This window comes from Streptomyces sp. NPDC004752, assembly GCF_053601275.1.
This window is the reverse complement of the sequence record NZ_JBSGBN010000131.1, coordinates 1-18,598: the sequence shown is the minus strand read 5'-3', so window position 1 is coordinate 18,598 and position 18,598 is coordinate 1. Positions and strand designations below refer to the sequence as shown.

Annotated in this window: 15 protein-coding genes; 3 read left to right on the top strand and 12 right to left on the bottom strand. The window is 67.8% G+C overall.

The window, feature by feature from the left end; all coding sequences use genetic code 11:
- Positions 1 to 3: 3 nt before the first annotated feature.
- Positions 4 to 849: a phytanoyl-CoA dioxygenase family protein gene (locus ACWEKM_RS37280; RefSeq protein WP_451625715.1), complete on the bottom strand. Its 846-nt coding sequence runs from the start codon at positions 847 to 849 to the stop codon at positions 4 to 6.
- Between the two features lie 212 nt (positions 850 to 1,061).
- Here ACWEKM_RS37280 and ACWEKM_RS37275 point away from each other — a divergent pair, with 212 nt between their 5' ends.
- Positions 1,062 to 1,796 (top strand): helix-turn-helix domain-containing protein, encoded by a 735-nt coding sequence (locus tag ACWEKM_RS37275; protein WP_451625714.1) that lies wholly within the window; start codon positions 1,062 to 1,064, stop codon positions 1,794 to 1,796.
- A gap of 88 nt (positions 1,797 to 1,884) precedes the next feature.
- Here ACWEKM_RS37275 and ACWEKM_RS37270 read toward each other — a convergent pair whose 3' ends face one another.
- From ACWEKM_RS37270 to ACWEKM_RS37220, 11 genes are all read right to left on the bottom strand, one after another.
- Positions 1,885 to 3,390 carry a DUF6298 domain-containing protein gene (locus ACWEKM_RS37270; RefSeq protein WP_451625713.1) on the bottom strand — a complete coding sequence of 502 codons (1,506 nt, stop codon included), beginning with the start codon at positions 3,388 to 3,390 and terminating at the stop codon, positions 1,885 to 1,887.
- 7 nt (positions 3,391 to 3,397) lie between these two features.
- The gene (locus tag ACWEKM_RS37265; RefSeq protein ID WP_451625712.1) at positions 3,398 to 4,864 is read right to left on the bottom strand and encodes an ABC transporter substrate-binding protein; all 1,467 of its coding nucleotides are present in this window, start codon (positions 4,862 to 4,864) and stop codon (positions 3,398 to 3,400) included.
- A gap of 245 nt (positions 4,865 to 5,109) precedes the next feature.
- Positions 5,110 to 5,880, bottom strand: a complete 771-nt coding sequence (locus ACWEKM_RS37260) for a phytanoyl-CoA dioxygenase family protein (protein ID WP_451625711.1) — start codon at positions 5,878 to 5,880, stop codon at positions 5,110 to 5,112.
- On the bottom strand, positions 5,877 to 7,856 hold the full coding sequence (locus tag ACWEKM_RS37255; RefSeq protein ID WP_451625710.1) for an MGH1-like glycoside hydrolase domain-containing protein: 1,980 nt from the start codon (positions 7,854 to 7,856) through the stop codon (positions 5,877 to 5,879). The genes ACWEKM_RS37260 and ACWEKM_RS37255 overlap by 4 nt, the downstream gene beginning before the upstream one ends.
- 215 nt (positions 7,857 to 8,071) lie before the next feature.
- On the bottom strand, positions 8,072 to 9,043 hold the full coding sequence (locus ACWEKM_RS37250) for a Gfo/Idh/MocA family protein (RefSeq protein ID WP_451625709.1): 972 nt from the start codon (positions 9,041 to 9,043) through the stop codon (positions 8,072 to 8,074).
- Between the two features lie 12 nt (positions 9,044 to 9,055).
- Positions 9,056 to 9,943 (bottom strand): carbohydrate ABC transporter permease, encoded by an 888-nt coding sequence (locus ACWEKM_RS37245; RefSeq protein ID WP_451625708.1) that lies wholly within the window; start codon positions 9,941 to 9,943, stop codon positions 9,056 to 9,058.
- Between the two features lie 13 nt (positions 9,944 to 9,956).
- Positions 9,957 to 10,964, bottom strand: coding sequence for a carbohydrate ABC transporter permease (locus ACWEKM_RS37240; RefSeq protein ID WP_451625707.1), 1,008 nt, complete (start codon positions 10,962 to 10,964; stop codon positions 9,957 to 9,959).
- 14 nt (positions 10,965 to 10,978) lie between these two features.
- Positions 10,979 to 12,445 (bottom strand): ABC transporter substrate-binding protein, encoded by a 1,467-nt coding sequence (locus tag ACWEKM_RS37235; protein WP_451625706.1) that lies wholly within the window; start codon positions 12,443 to 12,445, stop codon positions 10,979 to 10,981.
- Positions 12,446 to 12,451: 6 nt separating this feature from the next.
- Complete coding sequence (locus tag ACWEKM_RS37230) at positions 12,452 to 14,725, bottom strand: endo-1,4-beta-xylanase (RefSeq protein WP_451625705.1); 2,274 nt, start codon at positions 14,723 to 14,725, stop codon at positions 12,452 to 12,454.
- A gap of 219 nt (positions 14,726 to 14,944) precedes the next feature.
- Positions 14,945 to 15,976, bottom strand: coding sequence for a LacI family DNA-binding transcriptional regulator (locus ACWEKM_RS37225; protein ID WP_451625704.1), 1,032 nt, complete (start codon positions 15,974 to 15,976; stop codon positions 14,945 to 14,947).
- 199 nt (positions 15,977 to 16,175) lie between these two features.
- Positions 16,176 to 17,021, bottom strand: coding sequence for an AraC family transcriptional regulator (locus tag ACWEKM_RS37220; protein WP_451625703.1), 846 nt, complete (start codon positions 17,019 to 17,021; stop codon positions 16,176 to 16,178).
- 71 nt (positions 17,022 to 17,092) lie between these two features.
- Here ACWEKM_RS37220 and ACWEKM_RS37215 point away from each other — a divergent pair, with 71 nt between their 5' ends.
- Positions 17,093 to 18,004: a phytanoyl-CoA dioxygenase family protein gene (locus tag ACWEKM_RS37215; protein ID WP_451625702.1), complete on the top strand. Its 912-nt coding sequence runs from the start codon at positions 17,093 to 17,095 to the stop codon at positions 18,002 to 18,004.
- A gap of 50 nt (positions 18,005 to 18,054) precedes the next feature.
- On the top strand, positions 18,055 to 18,402 hold the full coding sequence (locus ACWEKM_RS37210) for a tetratricopeptide repeat protein (RefSeq protein WP_451625701.1): 348 nt from the start codon (positions 18,055 to 18,057) through the stop codon (positions 18,400 to 18,402).
- The last annotated feature ends 196 nt before the right edge of the window (positions 18,403 to 18,598 follow it).

Here is an 18,598-nt window from a genome sequence, read left to right as displayed (position 1 = left end):
CGGTCAGGAGACCGACCGCCGCGGCGGGACCGGCTGGAGGATCGACCGTCGCTGTGCGGTCAGGCGGCGCAGCAGCTCGTCGGAGTACTGGTAGCCGTGTCGGGTGGCGCCCCAGGACGGTCCGTAGCGGTAGATGACGACACGGCGTTCGCCGGGGTTGGTACGAGAGGAGGCGCCATGGGCCAGTCCGTCGCAGAACAGCAGGGCATCGCCCTTCTTCAAGTGCACCTCCTCGACCCCCGTCATGGCGTCCATGCCGGTGTCCCAGTTCTTGTACCTCTCGTACTGCGGGTGCTGCAGATTCGACTTGTGGCTGCCGGGGATGACGAGCGTTCCGCCGTCTCCGGGTCCGATGTCGGTCAGGGCCATCAGGATGTTGACCTGTCCGCAGCGGAAGACGCCGTCCCGGTGCTGATACTGCCCTCGTATCGCCTTGCGGTACGCCCCGGAGTGGACGGGGAAGAAGCCGCCGGAGCGCCGGATGGACGCGAAGCACTCGTCGATGAACAGCCCGTCGACGTACGAGCCCTGCTCACCGCAGTAGCGGTGCACGTACTCCCGCCACGACGGGTGGTCGATGAGCCGCTCGAAGGGCTCCCCCGCCTCCACGATGTTCTGCAGTTCCACTCCTTGCCGGTCCGGGAAGGCGTCCGCCCGGTGCACATTGCCCCACCACTCGTGCGGCTCCAGCATCGGGGCGGCGTCGAGCCTGGCGTGCAGTGCGTCCACCAGGTCGGGCTCCAGTGCCTGCTCAAGAATCAGATAGCCACGCAGGTCGAAGAGGTAGTCGTCGAGGTCGGTGGGTGTACGGACTGGGCCGGCCTCGGCGACGGTCGCGTCAACGGACATGGAAGGGACGTCCTTTCGGAGTGGACGACATACAACTGGACGGAATTCACCGTAGGTGTGAGCCTCCGCCCGCCTCTTCTCGGAAAGCGGCACGCTCATGTGCATTGCGTGCGATGTCGCTTCCCGCGTCGGCCGACGCTCCATCGGCACTGTGGGACATCGCCGTGCCGGGCTGCGGGATGCGGCTGACGCGTCGCAGGGGTGGCCGTCGCATGGCGGCCCCGCACCGGCACCGCACCGTGGAGTTCAGCCTCGTGGTCGAGGGCACCGCGGCCTACCTGCTGTCCGGTCGCCGCTATGACCTCTCCCCCGGCTCGCTGGTCTGGCTCTTTCCGGGCCAGGAGCACATCCTGGTCGACCGGTCACCGCGCTATCGCGACTGGCTCGGCCTGTTCGACGCTGCCGCGCTGCGCGCCGTCTGCGCCTCCGACCGCAACCGCGTCCTGCTCTTGACCGACCCTCCCGGGCACTTCGCCCGTCGCCTCGACAGCACGGCGGCCGCACGGCTGGAGGCGCTCTTCGGGCAGGTCGCCCGAAGTGACGACCGCGACACGGTGGTCGCCGGGCTGCGTCACGCGATATTCGCCGCCTGGGACGCCTTTCAGTGCGCGCCGGACGTTCCCGCACCCCCGGTGCTCCACCCGGCGGTCGCCGAGGCCGCTCGGCTGCTCAAGGACGGCCGTGCCGATGAGTCCGTCGATGCCCTCGCCCGTGCCGTGGGCCTCGGCCGGCACCATCTGGGCCGCCTCTTCCGGCAGCAGACGGGGGTCAGCGTCTCGCGCTTCCGAAACGAGCAACGGCTGTGCCGATTCCGGGAGTTGTACGAGGCAGGGGTCCACCCCACGCTCCTCGACACGGCACTTGCCGCCGGCTTCGGCAGCTACCCGCAGTTCTACCGGGTGGTGCGACAGCTCACGGGCCTTCGGCCCACGGACTGGACACGGTGATCCGCACAGCACGCCGCCCCGACTGGGCGTTGCAGGTCTGCCGAGGGGTCCCGTCCGATCGTGTCGATCGGACCGGACCTTCCGGTGCCTACCGGCCTTCCGCGGTGAGCCACAGCACCCAGTCCCGACCGTCCGGAGCCGCCACTTCGACCAGCCCGGCCGGATCGGTCGCCGTCGTTCGGCCTTCCGAAAGCTCACCGGTTCTCGGGTCGAGCCAGCTGCCGCGCACGGCGCGGATCCCGTACGGGATCCGCAGCGCGAGCCGACCGCCGCGGAGCAGGTAGACCAAGTAGAACTTCCCCGGATCGGCCAGACACCAGTTGGTGTGCTGCCCGTCGAGCGTCAACGGGCGGGCCTGCGGCAAGCGTTCAGCCAAGTGGTCCCTGATGAATCGGAACGGAATCCGGATGATGTCGCTTCCCACCGGGGGCTGGTAGTCCACCGAGGGCTGGTAGTCCGCCGAGGGCTCGGCGGCCGTCGGCGCCGTACCGGAGGCCGGAAAGTGGATCTTGTCGATGAGCATGGAGCCGCCGCCCATGAGAAAGGCCCACACGTGCTGCCGTGTCGTCAGATGTCTCTCGATGACGATCGCCCGGTCCGGGTGCCTGGATCGGCACTCGACGATCTGCCGGTACAACTGACCGGGCGTGGGCTCCATGGCGTCCATGAAACGGGCGGGGACCTGCCGGCCTCCGGGCGGCGCGTTCAGGACGCCGGACGCGTCGTAGGACCAGTATCTGAGATCGAGGGTCGACGCCCTCCCCGCACGACTGGCATCGGCGAGAACAGCGTCCGTCACATCCTTGGTCGCGCCGACGGCGATGTGCACGGACTCTCCGGTCTCCGTCTCCCATCCGCGGATCTCGTCCAGCCAGAACTCCATGAACGAGACGGGGCCCGTGTACTCCTCGGAGATCAGGAAGACCACGTTCCGGTGGCCACCGAGGACGTCCAGACACTGTCTGATGTACTTGCGGTGCAGCTCTCTGCGCACGGGGTCGCGCACGTCGTAGAAGGCGTCGGCGGCCGGGATCCGGTCCGGCATCCCGGTCGGCTGAACGCAGTTGACGGGCCGCCAGGGAAAGTCCACGTAGTGGGCCTCGACCTCGACCAGCGCATGTTGCAGATAGAAGTTGTGGAAGAAGACGATCCCCTTTCTGTCGCACAGGTCGGCAAGTTCCTTGAGCCTGCGGAAGTAGAAGGGGTTGAAGCGGTCCAGATCGTACTGGGGCAGCCCGTCCCACGCCGCCTGTGCGCCGCTCCGTAGCCACGGCTGTTCCAGGAACGGTGGGACGGCCTCCGCGTCCGTCCGTCGCTCGGTGTCGTGGGCGTCGCGCCTGCGGTCGAACCACAGGCCGAAGCAGTGCTCGAACCCGTGGACACCGTGCTCCAGCATCGAATCGGTCAGCCGGTCGAGGTCCTCAGTGTGTCCTGGTCCGGTCCGGCCGGGATCGCGGGCCGCGAGGTTCGGACGGATCGGAGTGTCCGTGAACCATCCCGCCCTGCCACGGAACCCGCCCCATATGCCGTTGTGCTGGGCCAGGCCCCAGACGATCCGCCCCTTGTCGACATACCAGCCGTTGATCACCTGCACGGCGGACTCAGGCCGGCTTGCTCCGGTACGGCTCGGTGGGGTCCCAGTCCTTGAACACCCAGTCGTCCAGGCTGACCTTGGCACCCTTGGCCCGGGCCGCCTTCACCCCGTCGGCGAGGGCTCCGTTTCGACGGTCCTCCAGAGCCGTCAGGGCCGCGCTCATATCCTTCAGCTCCCCGGTGTACAGCCCGCTGAGAACGTCCGGCAGGTCCGGTTTGACGGCCGGGATGACGACCTTGGACGCCTCGGGGTTGCGGATCGCCGGAACGGGCCACGGCAGCGCGTACTTGCGCAGGCCGATGTAGGTTTCGAAGGGCTTCGACGTGATCCTGGCGTTCTCGTTGGCCTGCGGAAAGATCGACAGTCCCTGTCCTGACTCCACCCATCGCTGTCCTGCCTGCGGGCTGTGCAGCCAGTCGAACCACTCCCACGCCTCGTCGAATGCCTTCGCGTCCTGGGAGATCGCCCAGATGCGCCCGCCGGGCGGATAGTAGAAGAACGCCTTCGGTTTGTCGGTCGGCGACGGCAACGTTGTCAATGTGTAGTCGGTGAAACCGTGTTGAGCCCAGACCGACTGCATCCACACACCGCCGACCATCATGCCGAACTTGCCACGCTCGAAGAACGCGCGCGCCTGTTCGTCGCCGATGGACATGGCGGCCGGGTACACATAGCCCTTCTGCTTCCACTCCAGGAGCAGTTCGAGGAAGTCGGTGTAGTTGCGGTCGGACCCGAAGGTCCACTTCCCGACCCGGTAGTCGGGGCCGTCCGTGCCGTAACCGGCCGGTGAGCCGGCGCCGCGCACGAACAGCTCCAGGAAGTACGGCAGCGCAAAGCCCTTGGTGTTCCCGAATCCGAGGCCGTGAGCCTTGCCGTCGCTCTTCTTGGTGATCGCCGCCGCGGCGGCGGTGACGTCGTCCCAGGTCCTGGGGACCTTGACGGAGCCGTCCGGGTTGGTGATCCCCGCCTGCTTGAACAGGCCGTTGTGGATGTACAGCTGGAGCCAGGGCGCGGTGCCGGCGAACGGGGCACTGTAGACCTTGCCCTCGGCCATGTTCACACCGTTGAAGAAGCCGCCTTCGGGGAAGCGGCCGCGCCATGACGAGGTGGCCCGGCTGTCCAGGTCGTGCAGCCACCCCATGGCGACCTGCTGGGCGAAGGTCGGGCTGGCCGGGATCATCATCATGTCCGGCGCTTCGTCTCCGCGGAACGCGAGGTTGAGGAGATCCGGGTACCTGTCGGTGACCTGTACCGTGCGCTTGATCCTGATCTTCGGGTGCTTCTTCTGGAAGAGTTCGATCTCGCGCTTCACCCACGGCGCCTGACTGACGTACCAGTCCCAGTGGTTGATCGTCTTCGTGCCAGGGGGCCCCGCGTCGGACGAGGAGGAGCAGCCGGTCAGACCGCCCGTGAGGGCGGCGCCGCCGACGGTGGCGGATGCGGCGAGGAATCCTCGCCTGCTGAGAGGGGACACGAATCTCACACTCCGTTCTGCGAGCGCTACGAGGGTGTTGAGGGGACCTCCGCTCTGGGCCTCGCGACAAGGTCGACCGGCGGTCAGACGTGGTGGGTAGGCGGCGGCCAGGTGCAGATGTGATCGGTGCGGTTCGGGTGGATCACGGGCCCGGACTTCGGGACCGGCGTGCGATGCCGTGGTGTGCGGCGGCCGCACGCCGGTCCCGAGCAGGCCCGGTCAGGCACTGTCCGGAGCAGGACCGGTCAGGCGCGTGGCCCGGTCTCCGCTCCCGCGAAGGCATAGTGGCGCAACACGTCGAACTCGGGCCACGGCTGGTAGTCGTTCACACCTGCCGCGCCGCGCAGGTGGAAGGCGCTGGGGTAGGGCTGTTCGTCCGCGGTGATGCGCGTGGAGGTGGGGATATAGCGAATGGTCAGGCCGCAGCGCCGGTGCGGCGAGGTGTTGGCATTGCTGCCGTGGACGATGTTCGGGTGATGGACCTCGACGTCTCCGGGGGCCAGCACCATGTCGACGGCTTCGGACTCGTCGACCTCGACCGCGATTTCCTCACCGAGGACGTTGTCCACCTCGGTGTTGGCGCGCATCGCCGCGATGTCGCCGCGATGGCTCCCGGGGATCAGCCGCACGCAGCCGTTCTCCGGTGTGGAGTGGTCGATGGCCAGCCACAGGGTGACCACACGCATCGGTTCCAGGGGCCAGAAAGCCCCGTCCTGGTGCCAGAGCACTGCCTGCCCCGAGTAGGGCGGCTTGCTGATGTAGTGGGAGGCGAACAGCGCGATGTCCGGTCCGATGAAGGTCTCGGCGATGTCCAGCAGCCTGTCGTCGGAGACCAGACGAAGCCAGAACGGGTCGTCCCGCAGGAGGGTGTGGCCGAGTTGTTCGGGTCGCAGGTCCGGGTGGCGGCGTTGCAGCCAGTCGACGTGGCCGGCCGCCTCCTGGATCAGTTCGGGATCGATGGCTTTACGGAAGACGGCGTATCCGTCACGGTCAAAACGCTCTGGGACGTCGTTCATCGGACCTCTCCACATATGCGCAGGGGGCGGGGCGTTCCGGTGTGAACGACCTGGCCGTCCAGCGTCACCTCGCAGTGACCGGCGGACAGCTTCAGGTCGATCTCGTGGCCGCGGTAATGCAGCCCGTTCAGTTCGATGGCTCCGGGGAGCCAGGCGGGAGGCTTGAGGTCGAGCGTTCCGTCGGCCTTGGGCCTGAGTCCCGCCAGGCCGAGCAGCACCGCTTCGGCCCCGGTCAGCCCGGCGATGACATTGGCTCGACGGCCGCGGGGCGGGGCGGCAGGCCGGTCGCAGTAGTGGTCCTGGGGGTAGTACGGGAAGTGCTGTCCCATCCACAGCACTCGACGGAGCACGTCCCAGGCCAGTCGGGGCTCGCCCCGCTCCCACAGGGTGAGGGCGAGTTGCGGGGCCTCGCCGGTGTAGGCGCCTCCCCCGGACCAGTCCACGTCACCGAGTTCGTAGTGCGGCTCGTCCTCGGCGGAGACGCTGCTCACGCCGTAGGGGCCGAGGAAGGCGCCGTCGCGCAGATGGGACAGCAGCGCCGTGGCCATCGACGGCGTACAGGCGCCCGCGCGCAGTGCGTCGAACGCCTGGACGGAGTAGGCGAGTTCCGTGTGTCCGTCGGGGTAACGGCTGCGGAACCAGCCGGCCTCCTCGTCCCACAGTTCCTCCACGACGGACTTGAGGATGCGCAGGGCCTGTGCCCGCAGCGATGACGCCGCCAACGGTGCCTCGCTCACCTCCACCAGGTCCGCCAGCATGTCCAGGCTCCAGGCCCGTTCGGCGTTGGGGCTGGCGACGACGTGCTCCCACCCGGTGGAACGCATCTCCAGGAGATTCTCCTGGGCCCCGTAGTCACGCAGCTCGCCGACCGCCGGGAAGCGCTGGGCGAGTTGCTCCTCCACTTCGTGCAGGCGTGCCACCAGATCGGGGGCGATCGCGCCGTGGCAGGCCGCGGCATGGGCGAGCATCACCAGCGACCAGGTGCTGTAGGCGTAGGCGACACCTGTGCCGGTGCCGTCGGGGGTGATGGCGTAATGGTCCGTCAGGTCGGCTTTCAGCATTGCTTCCACGATGTCCAGGACGTTCCGGCCGAGCATCAGGGAGAGCGTGTGCGGGGCGTATCCGCCGGTGTCCCAGGCGTACGCGCACAGCGCCCCGCCGTCGATGCCGGAGGTGGCGGGGAACGGGACGGTGGCGAAGGCCGGGTTGTCCCAGAGGCAGACCAGGCCGCTGGCGAGGGATCTGCGATAGTACGTGTCCAGTTCGGGTACGTCCGTCACCAGTCGTGGCAACCGCTGAAGCGCGTCGGCCGTGCGCTGTCGGATCTGGGCGCGGCTGCGGTCGGCCCACTCGCCGGGGCTGCCGTGCGGGCTACTGCCGTCGAGCAGCAGGGCGAGTTCGAACCTGGCCTCGTCGGCGGGTCCGATCTCGGTGGTCAACGGCCCGTGTATGAGCGTGAGTTGCTCCGTGCGCAGCGATTCGGGCTCGGCCGGCATCCAGCCCCACTGCGCCAACGGAACCTCGCCGACCGGGCCTTGCGCCAGTTCGGGCAGCAGGCTCAGGGGCAGTGTCCTGCCGGAGCGGTTACGGACGACGATGCTCAGCGCGTAGCCGGGAAGGCCGTGCAACGGCGTCAGTTCCGATCGCACCCGCAGCGACACGAGTCGGCCGTCGTGCCGACGGTGGTAGGTGCCGTGCCGTTCGATGCCGTCCAGACGCCAGGTGCCGCCCGCGGGGAGCAGCCCGGTACCGTGCATGCCCGGGGCACCGGTGTCGCTGATGCCGATGCCGTCCGCTTCCAGCGTCACGGCCAGCTTCGCCTGCGGGGCGGCGTGCGGCGGGGCGTAGCAGGCGCCCACCCCGCACACGGTGCCGGGGGCGAGCGCCACCGTGGACCATCCGCTGGTGGTCCACAGCGTCTCGGCGGTGCCGCGCCGCAGGTCGAAGTCGAAGTCGCTGGTCTCATAGCCTGTCACAGGCTGTCTCCTGTTTCTGTCTCACGGGCCGGTGGGCCGCGAGAACGACCTTGAGCATGTCTGTGCCCGTTCGGTGGCTGTGGGCCGGTGGTTCACGGTGCCGGGTCCGGTGGTGGATGCGATCGGCCCATCGGCCGGCCTCGGCGGCGACGATGACGCGTTCGGCCGGTCGGCCGCGGTCCATGTCCCGCGGCCGGTCTGTCCCGTGACGATCTTCAGAGGGGGGTGCCCTCCTCATGGCCGCTGTGTGTGGCGGCAGCCATGAGGCGGGTCAGGTCGAGGCCCAGGGCGAGGTTCTCCTCGTCGCGCGTGCCGTCGGCGACATGGCGTACGAACAGGTCGAAGGGCGTGCCGGCGGACGGCGGCACGGGGAGTTCCCGCCAGTCACCTCCGGCGCGCCGCAGCAACAAACGCTCCTCGGGCGTCCCGTACACCAACGAGCCTTCGGTGCCGTGCAGTTCGATGGAGAACGCGGAGGCCGGAGCGGTGAAGGACGCCTCCAGCACACCCAGAGTGCCATCCGCACAGCGCAGCACCGCGACAGCGTTGTCATCGACAGCGCGCTCCGTCACATGGCCGAAGGACGCGGTGACGGTGTCCGGCATGCGGCCGAGGAACAGCCGCGCCAGATACATGGGGTGGCAGCCGAGGTCGATGAGGGCGCCTCCCCCGGTGGCGGCCGGGTCGTAGAAGCGTTCCGGCAGCCAGCCTTCGACGGAGCCGCCGTGGGCGAGCCGCACCCGGACGAGAGTGAGGCGGCCGAGGACATGTTCTGCGAGCAGCTCCCGGATGGCCAGCGTGTACCCCTCGTACAGTCGCGGCAGCGCGAGCATCAGCGTGACGCCCGCCTTCTCCACCGCGGCGCTGATCTCCGCGCAGTCGAGCGGGGTCGGCGCGAGGACCTTCTCGGTGAAGATGTGCTTGCCGGCCGCCGCGGCGGCCGTGATGACCGCGCGGTGTTCGTTGGTGGGGCAGGTGACGACGACCGCGTCGACATCGTCGCGGGCGAGCACTGACCCGAGGTCGGGATGGAAGTCCACGCCGAGGCCGGCTGCATGGGCGCGTCCGCGGGCGATGTCTTCGTCCCAGATCGCGGTGATCTCCGTGTCGGGGTGTTCCGTCGCCTGACGGACGTAGTCGGGGGCGTGCACGTGCCAGAAGCTGAGAATGGCGAGGCGCAGGGGCACGGGAGTTTCCTTCTATCCTTTGACGGCGCCGGCCAGGCCGTTGACGAAGTAACGCTGCAGCAGCAGGAAGATCACGACGATCGGTACCAGGGAGATCACGGATCCCGCACACAGCAGCGTCCAGTCCGTGGAGTTCTCCCCGAGGAACGAGTACATCCCGACGGGCAGGGTGCGCAGCTCGGGCTTGGAGAGGGTGAAGACGAGCGGGATGAAGAAGCTGTTCCAGGCGCTGATGCAGGTGAACAGCCCGACGGTGGCGAGCATCGGGCCGGACAGCGGAAGCATGACGCGCCAGAACGTCTGGTGGAAGCTGGCGCCGTCGACCTTGGCGGCGTCCTCGATCTCCCGGTCCATGGTGGAGAAGTAGCCCATGAACAGGAAGGTGGCGAAGACCAGACCGCTGGCGGACTGCACGATGATCACGGACCAGGGGGTGTTGAGCAGATGCAGTCCGCGGACGATGTCGAAGATCGGGATGATGGTGTAGCCGTGGGGCAGGAACAGGGTCACGGAGATCAGCCCGATGCACGCTTTGCGGCCGGGGAAGTCGGTGCGTGCGAGGACGTAGCCCGCCATGGAGGTGGCGAGCAGGGTCAGGACGACCGAACCGGCCGCGACGACCACGGTGTTGAGGAAGTAGGTCCCGAAGGAGGCCCCCTTCCAGGCGCCGCTGTAGTTGGCTGCGTGCACTCCGTCCGGCAGCGGGTTGAGCCCCTGGGAGAAGAAGCCGTCGGCGCTCTTGAAGGAGCTGCCCAGTGTCCACAGGAACGGGAACAGCCAGATGAGTCCACCGCCGAGGAGCAGCAGATGGGTCAGGGACCGTCCCATCGTCCGGCGGACGGCGGCGCGGCGATGAGCGGGTGTCCGACGGCGGCGGGCGGCGGCGACGGAGACGGCCATGTCAACGCCCCTTTCATGCGCGCCCGGTGGCGCGGCGCTTGGCGATGGAACGGAAGATGAGCACTTGCAGGACGGAGAAGACGATCAGCATCAGTCCGTAGAAGAAGGACGCGGCGGAGGCGAGGCCCACATTCGGTTCGGTGGCCTGGGCCTGGTTGCCGCCGAAGGCCAGATGGTAGATGTAGGTGTTGACCACCTCGGTGCCGAAGAACGGGCCGCCGCCGGTCAGCACCTGGACGAGGTCGAAGACCTGGAACGAGCCGATGAAGGCCAGGATGACGATCATCAGGCCGACGGGGCGCAGCAGTGGCACGGTGATGTGGACGAAGGTGCGCACGCGGCCCGCGCCGTCGATCCGCGCCGCCTCGTAGACCTCTTCGGGGATCGTCTGCAGGCCGGCGAGGAAGTAGACGAGGTTGTAGCCGAGGGTCTGCCAGATGGCGACGAGGATGATGACGCCCAGCGCGATCTTCGGGTTGCCCAGCCAGTCGACCGGCTGGTCGACCAGTTTCGCGTCCAGCAGCCAGCCGTTCACGACGTCACCGAAGTTGGAGATCATCAGCTGGACGACGATGCCGACCACTGCGGGCGAGGTGACCACCGGGAGGAAGAACAGGGTTCGGTAGAACGACGAGAAGCGCAGCCTCTTGTTGTTGAGTACGAGCGCCAACGCGAGCGCGATCACCAACTGGATCGGCACCACGACGATCGCGTACACGAAGGTGTGGCCGACGGCGCGCCAGAAGATCGAGTCGCCCGCGATCTGACGGAAGTTGTCGAGGCCGACGAAGTCGCCGGGTGAGCCGATGCCGTTCCAGTGGTAGAAGGTGTAGCCGAGCGAGGCGAAGATCGGGTAGATGACGAAGGTCAGCAGCAGCGCCAGTAGCGGCGCGATGTAGAGGTAGCTGCGCTTTGCCTGCCGTATCCGGTGCCACCGGCTGTTGTTCGGTGAGGCTGCTTCGGGGGCCGCCCCCGGCCCGCCGGCAGGCGGGCTCGGGGCGGCGGTGTCGAGGAGTTGCACACATGCCTCCGGGGTTACGCCGGCTTGTTCTCATAGGGCTTGGCGGGGTCCCAGTCCTTGAAGACCCAGTCGTCCAGGCTGACCTTGGCCCCCTTGGCACGGGCCTGCTTCACCCCGTCCGCGAGGGCCTTGTTGCGGCGGTCCTCCAGCGCGGTCAGAGCGGCGCCCACGTCCCCCAGCTGCCCCGTGTACAGGCCGGCGAGGACATCGGGCAGATCCGGAGTGACGGCCGGGATGACCACCTTGGACGCATCGGGGTTGCGGATCGCGGGAACCGGCCACGGCAACGCGTACTTGCGCAGGTCCAGGAAGCTCTGGAAGGGCTTGGAGGTGATCTTGGCCTCCTTGTTGGCGTCCGGGAAGATCGACAGTCCCTGCTCCGCCTCCACCCAGCGCCGTCCCGCCGCCGGGCTGTGCAGCCAGTCGAACCACTCCCAGGCCTCGTCGGACACCTTGGAGTCCTTGGAGATGCCCCACACCCGGCCGCCCGGCTGGTAGTAGAAGAACGCCTTGGGGGTCTCGGTCGGAGACGGCAGCGTGGTCAGGCTGTAGTCGCTGAAGTGGTGCTCGCTCCACGTCGCCTGATTCCAGACGCCTCCGACGATCATCCCGAACCTGCCGCGTTCGAAGAAGGCGCGGGCCTGTTCGTCGCCGATGGACATCGAGGACGGGTAGATGTAGCCCTTCTTCTTCCATTCCAGGAGCAGTTCGAGGAAGTCGGTGTAGTTCCGGTCGGACCCGAAGGTCCACTTCCCGACCCGGTAGTCGAGGCCGTCCACGCCGTAACCGGCCGGCGATCCCGCGCCCCGCACGAACAGTTCGAGGAGCCAGGGCAGGGAGGCGTTCTGCGCGTTGCCGAAGCCGAGGCCGTATGCCTTGCCGTCGCTCTTCTTGGTGATCGCCGCGGCGGCGGCGGTGACATCGTCCCAGGTCTTGGGGACCTTGACCGAGCCGTCCGGGTTGGTGATCCCCGCCTGCTTGAACAGACCGTTGTGGATGTACAGCTGGAGCCAGGGCGCGGTGCCGCTGAACGGGGCGCTGTAGACCTTGCCCTCGACCATGTTCACACCGTTGAAGAAGTTTCCCTCGGGGAACTGTCCGCGCCACTGCGTCGTCGCGTGGCTGTCCAGTGCGCCCAGCCAGCCCTTGCCGACCTGCTCGTCGAACGCCGGGTTCTTCGGGATCATCAGCAGGTCGGGGGCGCTGCCGCCGCGGAAGGCGAGGTTGATCAGGTCCGGGTACTTGTCGCTGACCTGGACGGTGCGCTTGATCTTGATCTTCGGATGCTTCTTCTGGAAGAGCTCGATCTCCCGCTTCAGCCACGGTTCCTGACTGACGTACCAGTCCCAGTGGTTGATCACCTTGGTGCCCGGCGCCAGGGAGTCGGACGAGGAGGAGCAGCCGGCGAGCGCGGTGCTGAGTGCGCTGCCGCCGACAGCGGCGGAGGCGACGAGGAAACCTCGTCTGCTGAGAGGGGACATGCGGCTCTACGCTCCGTTCTTGAGCGACGTGTCGTCGATGACGAGGTCGGAGGTGCCGGCGGTGGTACTGACCCACCATTCGGCCTTGGCCAGGGACTTGCCGTGGAAGTCCAGGGGCACGGCGGAGGGGGACTTGAGTTCGGTCCAGCCGTTCGCCGTGACGGTGCCGGAAGCGAGCGGCACGGACTCGGAGGTGCCGTCGGTGTAGGCGAGCTTGAGCTTGACGTGGGCGGTGGTGTCCTCGCCCGATCCGAGGCGTGCCCAGGCGCGGGAGGTGTAGCTCTGGCCGGAGGCGACCTGTACGCCCTCGGCGGGCCCCTGCCACGCGGCGGTGCGGCCGACGGAGCGGATCGCTACAGAGCCGGAGTGGAAAGTCTTGGTGTCAGGCTTGACCGTGCTCGGGCTGAAGCCGTACCAGCCGACGCCTCCCAGCTCACCGTCGGCGTTCCCCAGCAGCTCCGTGTCGTCGGAGGGCTTGCCGTCGGCGACCACAGTGACCGTCTTACCGGTGTTGGCGGGCATGTGGACGTGGACCTTCTCCGTGGCCCCGTTCGCGGTCACCGTCACCACGTAGTCACCGAGGAAGCCGCAGGTGCCGAACGTGCCGGAACTGTTCGTGGTGCCTGATGCGTTCGTCCACCACTTCTTGGTCACCAGGTCCTTCCAGACCTGACCGTTGGGCTTGAGGGACCAGTCCGCGTTGTAGAGCGCCACAAGTGGATTCCAGATGTTCTTCTCCCAGATGCCGAAGGTGGAGATCGCGGTGACGTCCGGGTGGCTGAAGAGCGTGGTCAGATAGTCGCGGGTGTAGTCGGCCTGGAGCTGCTGGTCGGCGGTGGCGATGTCGAACTCGGTTCCCTCCAGGGGCAGTCCGAGCGAGGCATAGTGGTTGAGCAGGGCGTACAGGTCCTCGGGCGCGGTGGGCTGGAGTCCCGTGAAGTGGCTCTCCAGGCCGATGCCTTCGATGGGGGCGCCGCTCTTCTTGATGTTCTTGGCCAGGTTGTAGAAGTAGTCCTGGTGGCGCTGGTTCCAGCCGTTGTCCTCGACCAGGTCGTAGTCGTTGAGGACCAGTCGGGCCTTGGGGTCGGCCTGCTTGGCGAGCGTGAACCAGCGGTTGATCTCGTCGGGGCCGAGGAGGTCCTGGAGGTTGTGCTCGGAGTACGGCTCGTTGACGACGTCCCAGTTGTCGATCGAACCAGTCAGCGCGCCGGTCTCGTCGGTGATGTGGTCGTCGACCCGCTTGCGCAAGGCTGCGGGATCGTCCTTGAGAGCCTGCAGATCGGCGGGCAGATATCCCCACGACGGCCAGACCAGATTGTGGCCTCGGTGGGCCAGGCCCTGCCCACGCAGCCACTTCAGCGTGGGCTTGGTGAGGTTCTCCCGCTCGGGCGCGTTCTCCCAGTGGTTCCACTTCAGGTTGTTGCCGAAGGTGACCTGGTTGAACATCCCGTTGGTGACGGCCTCACGGTACTTCTGGCCATCGGCCGTGGACTGCATCATCTGACCGGCATCCACGGCCGTGCCGAAACCGAAGGCATGCTTCTGCATGTCGGCCTTCACCACGGCGCCGGGCACGGGATCACCGTTTCCGTCGACGACCTTCACTGTCAGATCGCCCTTGCGGTACTTGTTGATCCGCTTGTCCGCGGCCGCACGCCACGAGGCATCCGAGGCGCGGCCCTGGTAGGTCACCTTCGGGAACCCTGCGGGGTCGCCCTGCCCCCAGTCCCGCACCGAGACGCCCGCGATCTGGAAGGTCTGCGCGCCGTAGCCGAGCCAGAAGTTGAGGTGCGCCTCGCCCGCCGCGTAGTCCTCGGCGATCCGGAACGGGAACTCGAACTTCTGCCAGCTGCTGGTGAGTTTGAGCGGTGCGTTCGCGGACTTCTTGTACGATCCGCCGTCCCGCTCGAACACAAAGGTCGCGGAGCCGGCGTCCTGACCGGCCGGCGGGGTGATGGCGCGGCCCCAGAAGGTCGCCACCGCCGCGTCGTTCACCTTGACCGCGGCCGCGGTCCTGGCGCCGAGAGTGATCTCGTACTCACCGTCGAGGCCCGCACTCTTGGGGCCGCCTGTCGTGGTGATCTGCAGCGCCTGAGTGAAGCCCGCACCGCCGGTCACGTCGACGGTCTGGTACTGCGGCGCCGGATCGCCCTTGACCTCGGTGAATCCAGCCAGCGGGTCCGCACCCATGATCTCGACCGGGTCGGCGGCGGCACGTACCGCGCCGGGGACCGTCTGTAGACAGAACAAGGTGAGGAACAGCGCGGCAAGAAAACACAAAGGCCGCCCTGATCTACCCACATGGAAAACACTTCTGATTCTTATTGAATGCCCCATAAGTTTACCTTCCGAGCATGGGTGGGAATGGCGCCCTGATGCGCCATTCTGCGGCTCCACCGGAAGTACGAGGCGACACAGGCGGCCGGTGCTTTTACAGGCCGCCGGAGCGGCCGATCCTTTTACAGGTCGGCCGGACAGGAGCAGAAAGAGGGGTGAAAACTATTTGTTTCCGGAAGCGGGTCCGGTGCTGTCCCTGGCGATCAGTTCCACAGGAAGGACGATTCGCTGCGAATCGCCCGTGGATTCGGCGCCACCGAGGGAGGTCAGAAGGATATCCGCGGCACGCCTGCCCATTTCAGCGAAGGGTTGACGAACTGTAGTCAGCGCCGGGCGCACATGCGCTGCGGCATCGATATCGTTGAACCCCACGACCGACACATCTTCCGGCACCCGGACACCGGCATGTGCGAGCTCGTCCAGAACGACGAAGGCCGCCGAGTCGTGGTGCACGAAAAGAGCCGTCGGGCGCTGCCCCGGCGGGAGCTTCAGCAGGGCCCGGGTGTGACTGCGGACGAGCGCCTCCGCAAAGCCCGTCTCGGCGTCCAGTGCGGGATCGTGCTGCACGCCTCCCGCACTCAGCGCGTCTCGCAAGCCGCGGCGCCGTTCTTGAACGTACGGAGCGTCGAGCGGGCCCAGGATGTTGGCCACCCGCCGGTGGCCGAGTTCCAGCAGATGACGGCCGACCATCAAGCCACCGCTGTAGTTGTCGGCCCCCACGGCGGGCAGCCCGCTCTCGGCGCCCAGGGTGTCGACGAGGACCATGGGCATCCCGGCGGGACGCAGGTCGACCAGGCGGTCCAGGAGTTGCTGATCGGTGGCCACCACGATCAGCCCGACGCACAGACCTGAACCCGCGGCCCGGTCGATGGCGTGCCCATGGTCACGTCCATTGGTACTGGTGAAGAGAACGATCTCGTACTTGGACGCCTCCAGCACATCGGCCACACCAAAGTTGATGTCCGCCATGAAGCGCCACGTCAGTCCCGGGACGATCATACCGATAAGACCGGTGTCCCCCCTGGCGAACGCGGTGGCCGCAAAACTCGGGACGTAATTGTGCTCCTCCATCACAGAAAGGACTCGACGCCGCGTCTCGGGGTCGACCTTGTGGCTTTCGTTGAGCACCAGGGAAACCGTCGACTTCGACAGACCTGAAAGCCTTGCAATATCACGGATCGTCAGCTTCGCCATCTCTTGCCCCTATCTGTTGGACTGGTCCAACGAGACACCGTCAGGAGGCTGTTGGACCAGTCCAACACGGTTGGGAAACTTATCGTTGGACCGGTCCACCGTCAACGTTTCGGACAAAAAAATCCAGAAGCAGTACAGGCGCTCCCACCGTTCCGCACCAGCCGACCGTCTACCCGCCGCCGTCGGTCCGCCGCACGCCTCACCCGGTCGCTGCGCTCCGGTACCGCGTCGGCGTCGTGCCGGTGTCGCGACGGAAGGCGGTGGCGAAGTGCTGGGAAGAGGAGTAGCCGAGGTCGGCGGCGATCGTGGTGACCGGCAGGTCGGTCTCGGCCAACAGCAGCCGGGCGCGCTCCATCCGCAGCCGAGTCCGGTACCGACCAGGTGTCTCACCGGTCTCGGCGCGGAACAGTTCGGCGAGATACGCGGACGACAGGTGCGCCTCGGCGGCGAGCGCGTCGACGGTGACGCCCTCGGACAGACGGTTCTCGATGAGTCGCTTGGCCGTCGCGACGGCCGGGTGCACAGCGAGGTGACGGCCTGGGCGCGCGCCGTCGGCCAGCCGCGACGCCTCGATCACGAGCAGGCCGGCCGCGTACGCCAACCCGGCCGTGCGCAGCGGCTGATAGGTGGCCACTTCGCGCAGAAACAGCTCGAAGGGGGTGACCATCGTTCCGGCATCCGCCACGACCAGCGGCTCGTGCCGCAGCCAGACCGGGTGCAGGGCATCCGACGGCACGATCTGCGCGGGCACGAGCGCGGCGAAGCAGAAGTGATACGGCGCCGTGCTGGAGGCCGCCATCGCGTGCGGCACCCCGGGTGGGACCGCCAGCATGCCCCGGGCCGGCACCTGGCAGGTGCGGCCCGCCACCGTCCACTGCGTGGGCGGCCCGCCCAATTGCAGATACAGCTCCCATGCCTCGTGGGTGTGCGTCCGGATCACCCAGCTGGTGGGCGCGTGCTGGTCACCGGCATGAAGGAGTCCGGGGACACCGGCATGCCGCAAGTGGAATCCGGCGCTGAGTCCCGACGGGCGTTCGATCGACACCCGAGGATTGTGTACACACATCGTCGACTTCTGTACGCGCGCGCTGGGCTTCTTCTCCTAGCGTCCTGGGCATGGCGAACAACACCTTCACCTTCCTGCCGACCGACAACGATGTGGCCTTCTACCAGGAGAACGGCTACTGGATCTCCCCGCCGATCCTCCCCGATGAGGTGCTGGACACCGCCGAGCGCGGCATGCGCCGTCACCACGCGGGCGACGTCGACCATCGCGTCGCCGGCCGCGGCGACGGCGACGGCGACGGCGACGGCGACGGCGACGGCGCGTACGTGGGATGGCGCCCGGAGGACGGAGACGTGCTGCGCAAGAACGACTATGCCTCGCTGAGGGTGGACGAACTGGCCCTCCTCGTCCGCCAGTCCGTCATCGCGGCGTGCGCGGCGCGGCTCGCGGGCGTACCGGAGATCCGTCTGTGGCACGACCAGCTCCTGTACAAGCCGAGCGGTTCGAACCGGCAGGGCAACGTGGGCTGGCACACCGACCGGCAGTACTGGCTCACCTGTTCCAGCCAGGACATGCTGACCGCGTGGGTCCCGTTTCACGACATCACCGAGGCCCATGGGCCGGTGATGTTCGCGGCGGGCAGCCACCGCTGGGACGAGACAGTGGACCTCAGCTTCTTCGATCAGGATCTGACCACCCTGGAACGCCAGGCCGCTGAGCACGAACTGCGCATCGTCAGCGCCACGCTCACCCGCGGGCAGGTCAGCTTCCATCACTGCAGGACCGTCCATGGCAGCGGCCCCAACCACAGCGGCGAGCCGCGCCGCTCGCTCGCGATTCACCTGCAGCCCGGTGACAACCGCCATGTCACGGCCTACCACCCGGACGGCACCGTCGCCACCCACAACAACGACGAACTGACGGCCGCGCACGGGGACGGCACCCCTGACTACGCCGATCCCGCCGTGTGCCCCCAGCTGTGGTCCGAGCGGCTCAGTCCCACTAGGTCGGCGGGCATGTAGTGGAATTTTCAACCACAGGGTTCGGTTGTGCGCGGCGAAGGAGGTCACGAGTGGAGACGACGTACTACGACCACGGAACCGCGGCCGAGCGCTGGGAGCGCGGGCGGCAGTTCTTCGACGCCGAGGACTACGCGGGCGCGGCGCGCGTGCTGGCCGGGCTGGTCGAGGAGGTGCCGGAGCAGACCGGTCCCCGGCTGCTGCTGGCCCGTGCCTACTACCACTCGGCCCAGCTGAGCCGTGCCGAGGCCGAGTTGCGGGTGATCGTGGCGCGCGACCCGGTGGAGCACTACGCCCGGCTGATGCTGGGCCGCACGCTCCAGCGGCAGGCGCGGCACGACGAGGCCGAGTCGCATCTGCGGATCGCCTCGGCGCTGGCGGGCGACTTCGCCGAGCACTGACCCGTTGCGTGCCCGGGGCCCGGTTCCGGACGGCGATTTCCGGGAGCCGGGCCCTCACCGTGCCTCGCCTTGCCGCCGTACACCGCCGTGCACCGCCGTGCACCGCCGTCGCGGAGGCGCGGAGGCTCGGGGCTCGGGGCTCGGGGCTCGGGGCTCGGGGCTCGGGGCTCGGGGCTCGGGGCTCGGGGCTCGGGGC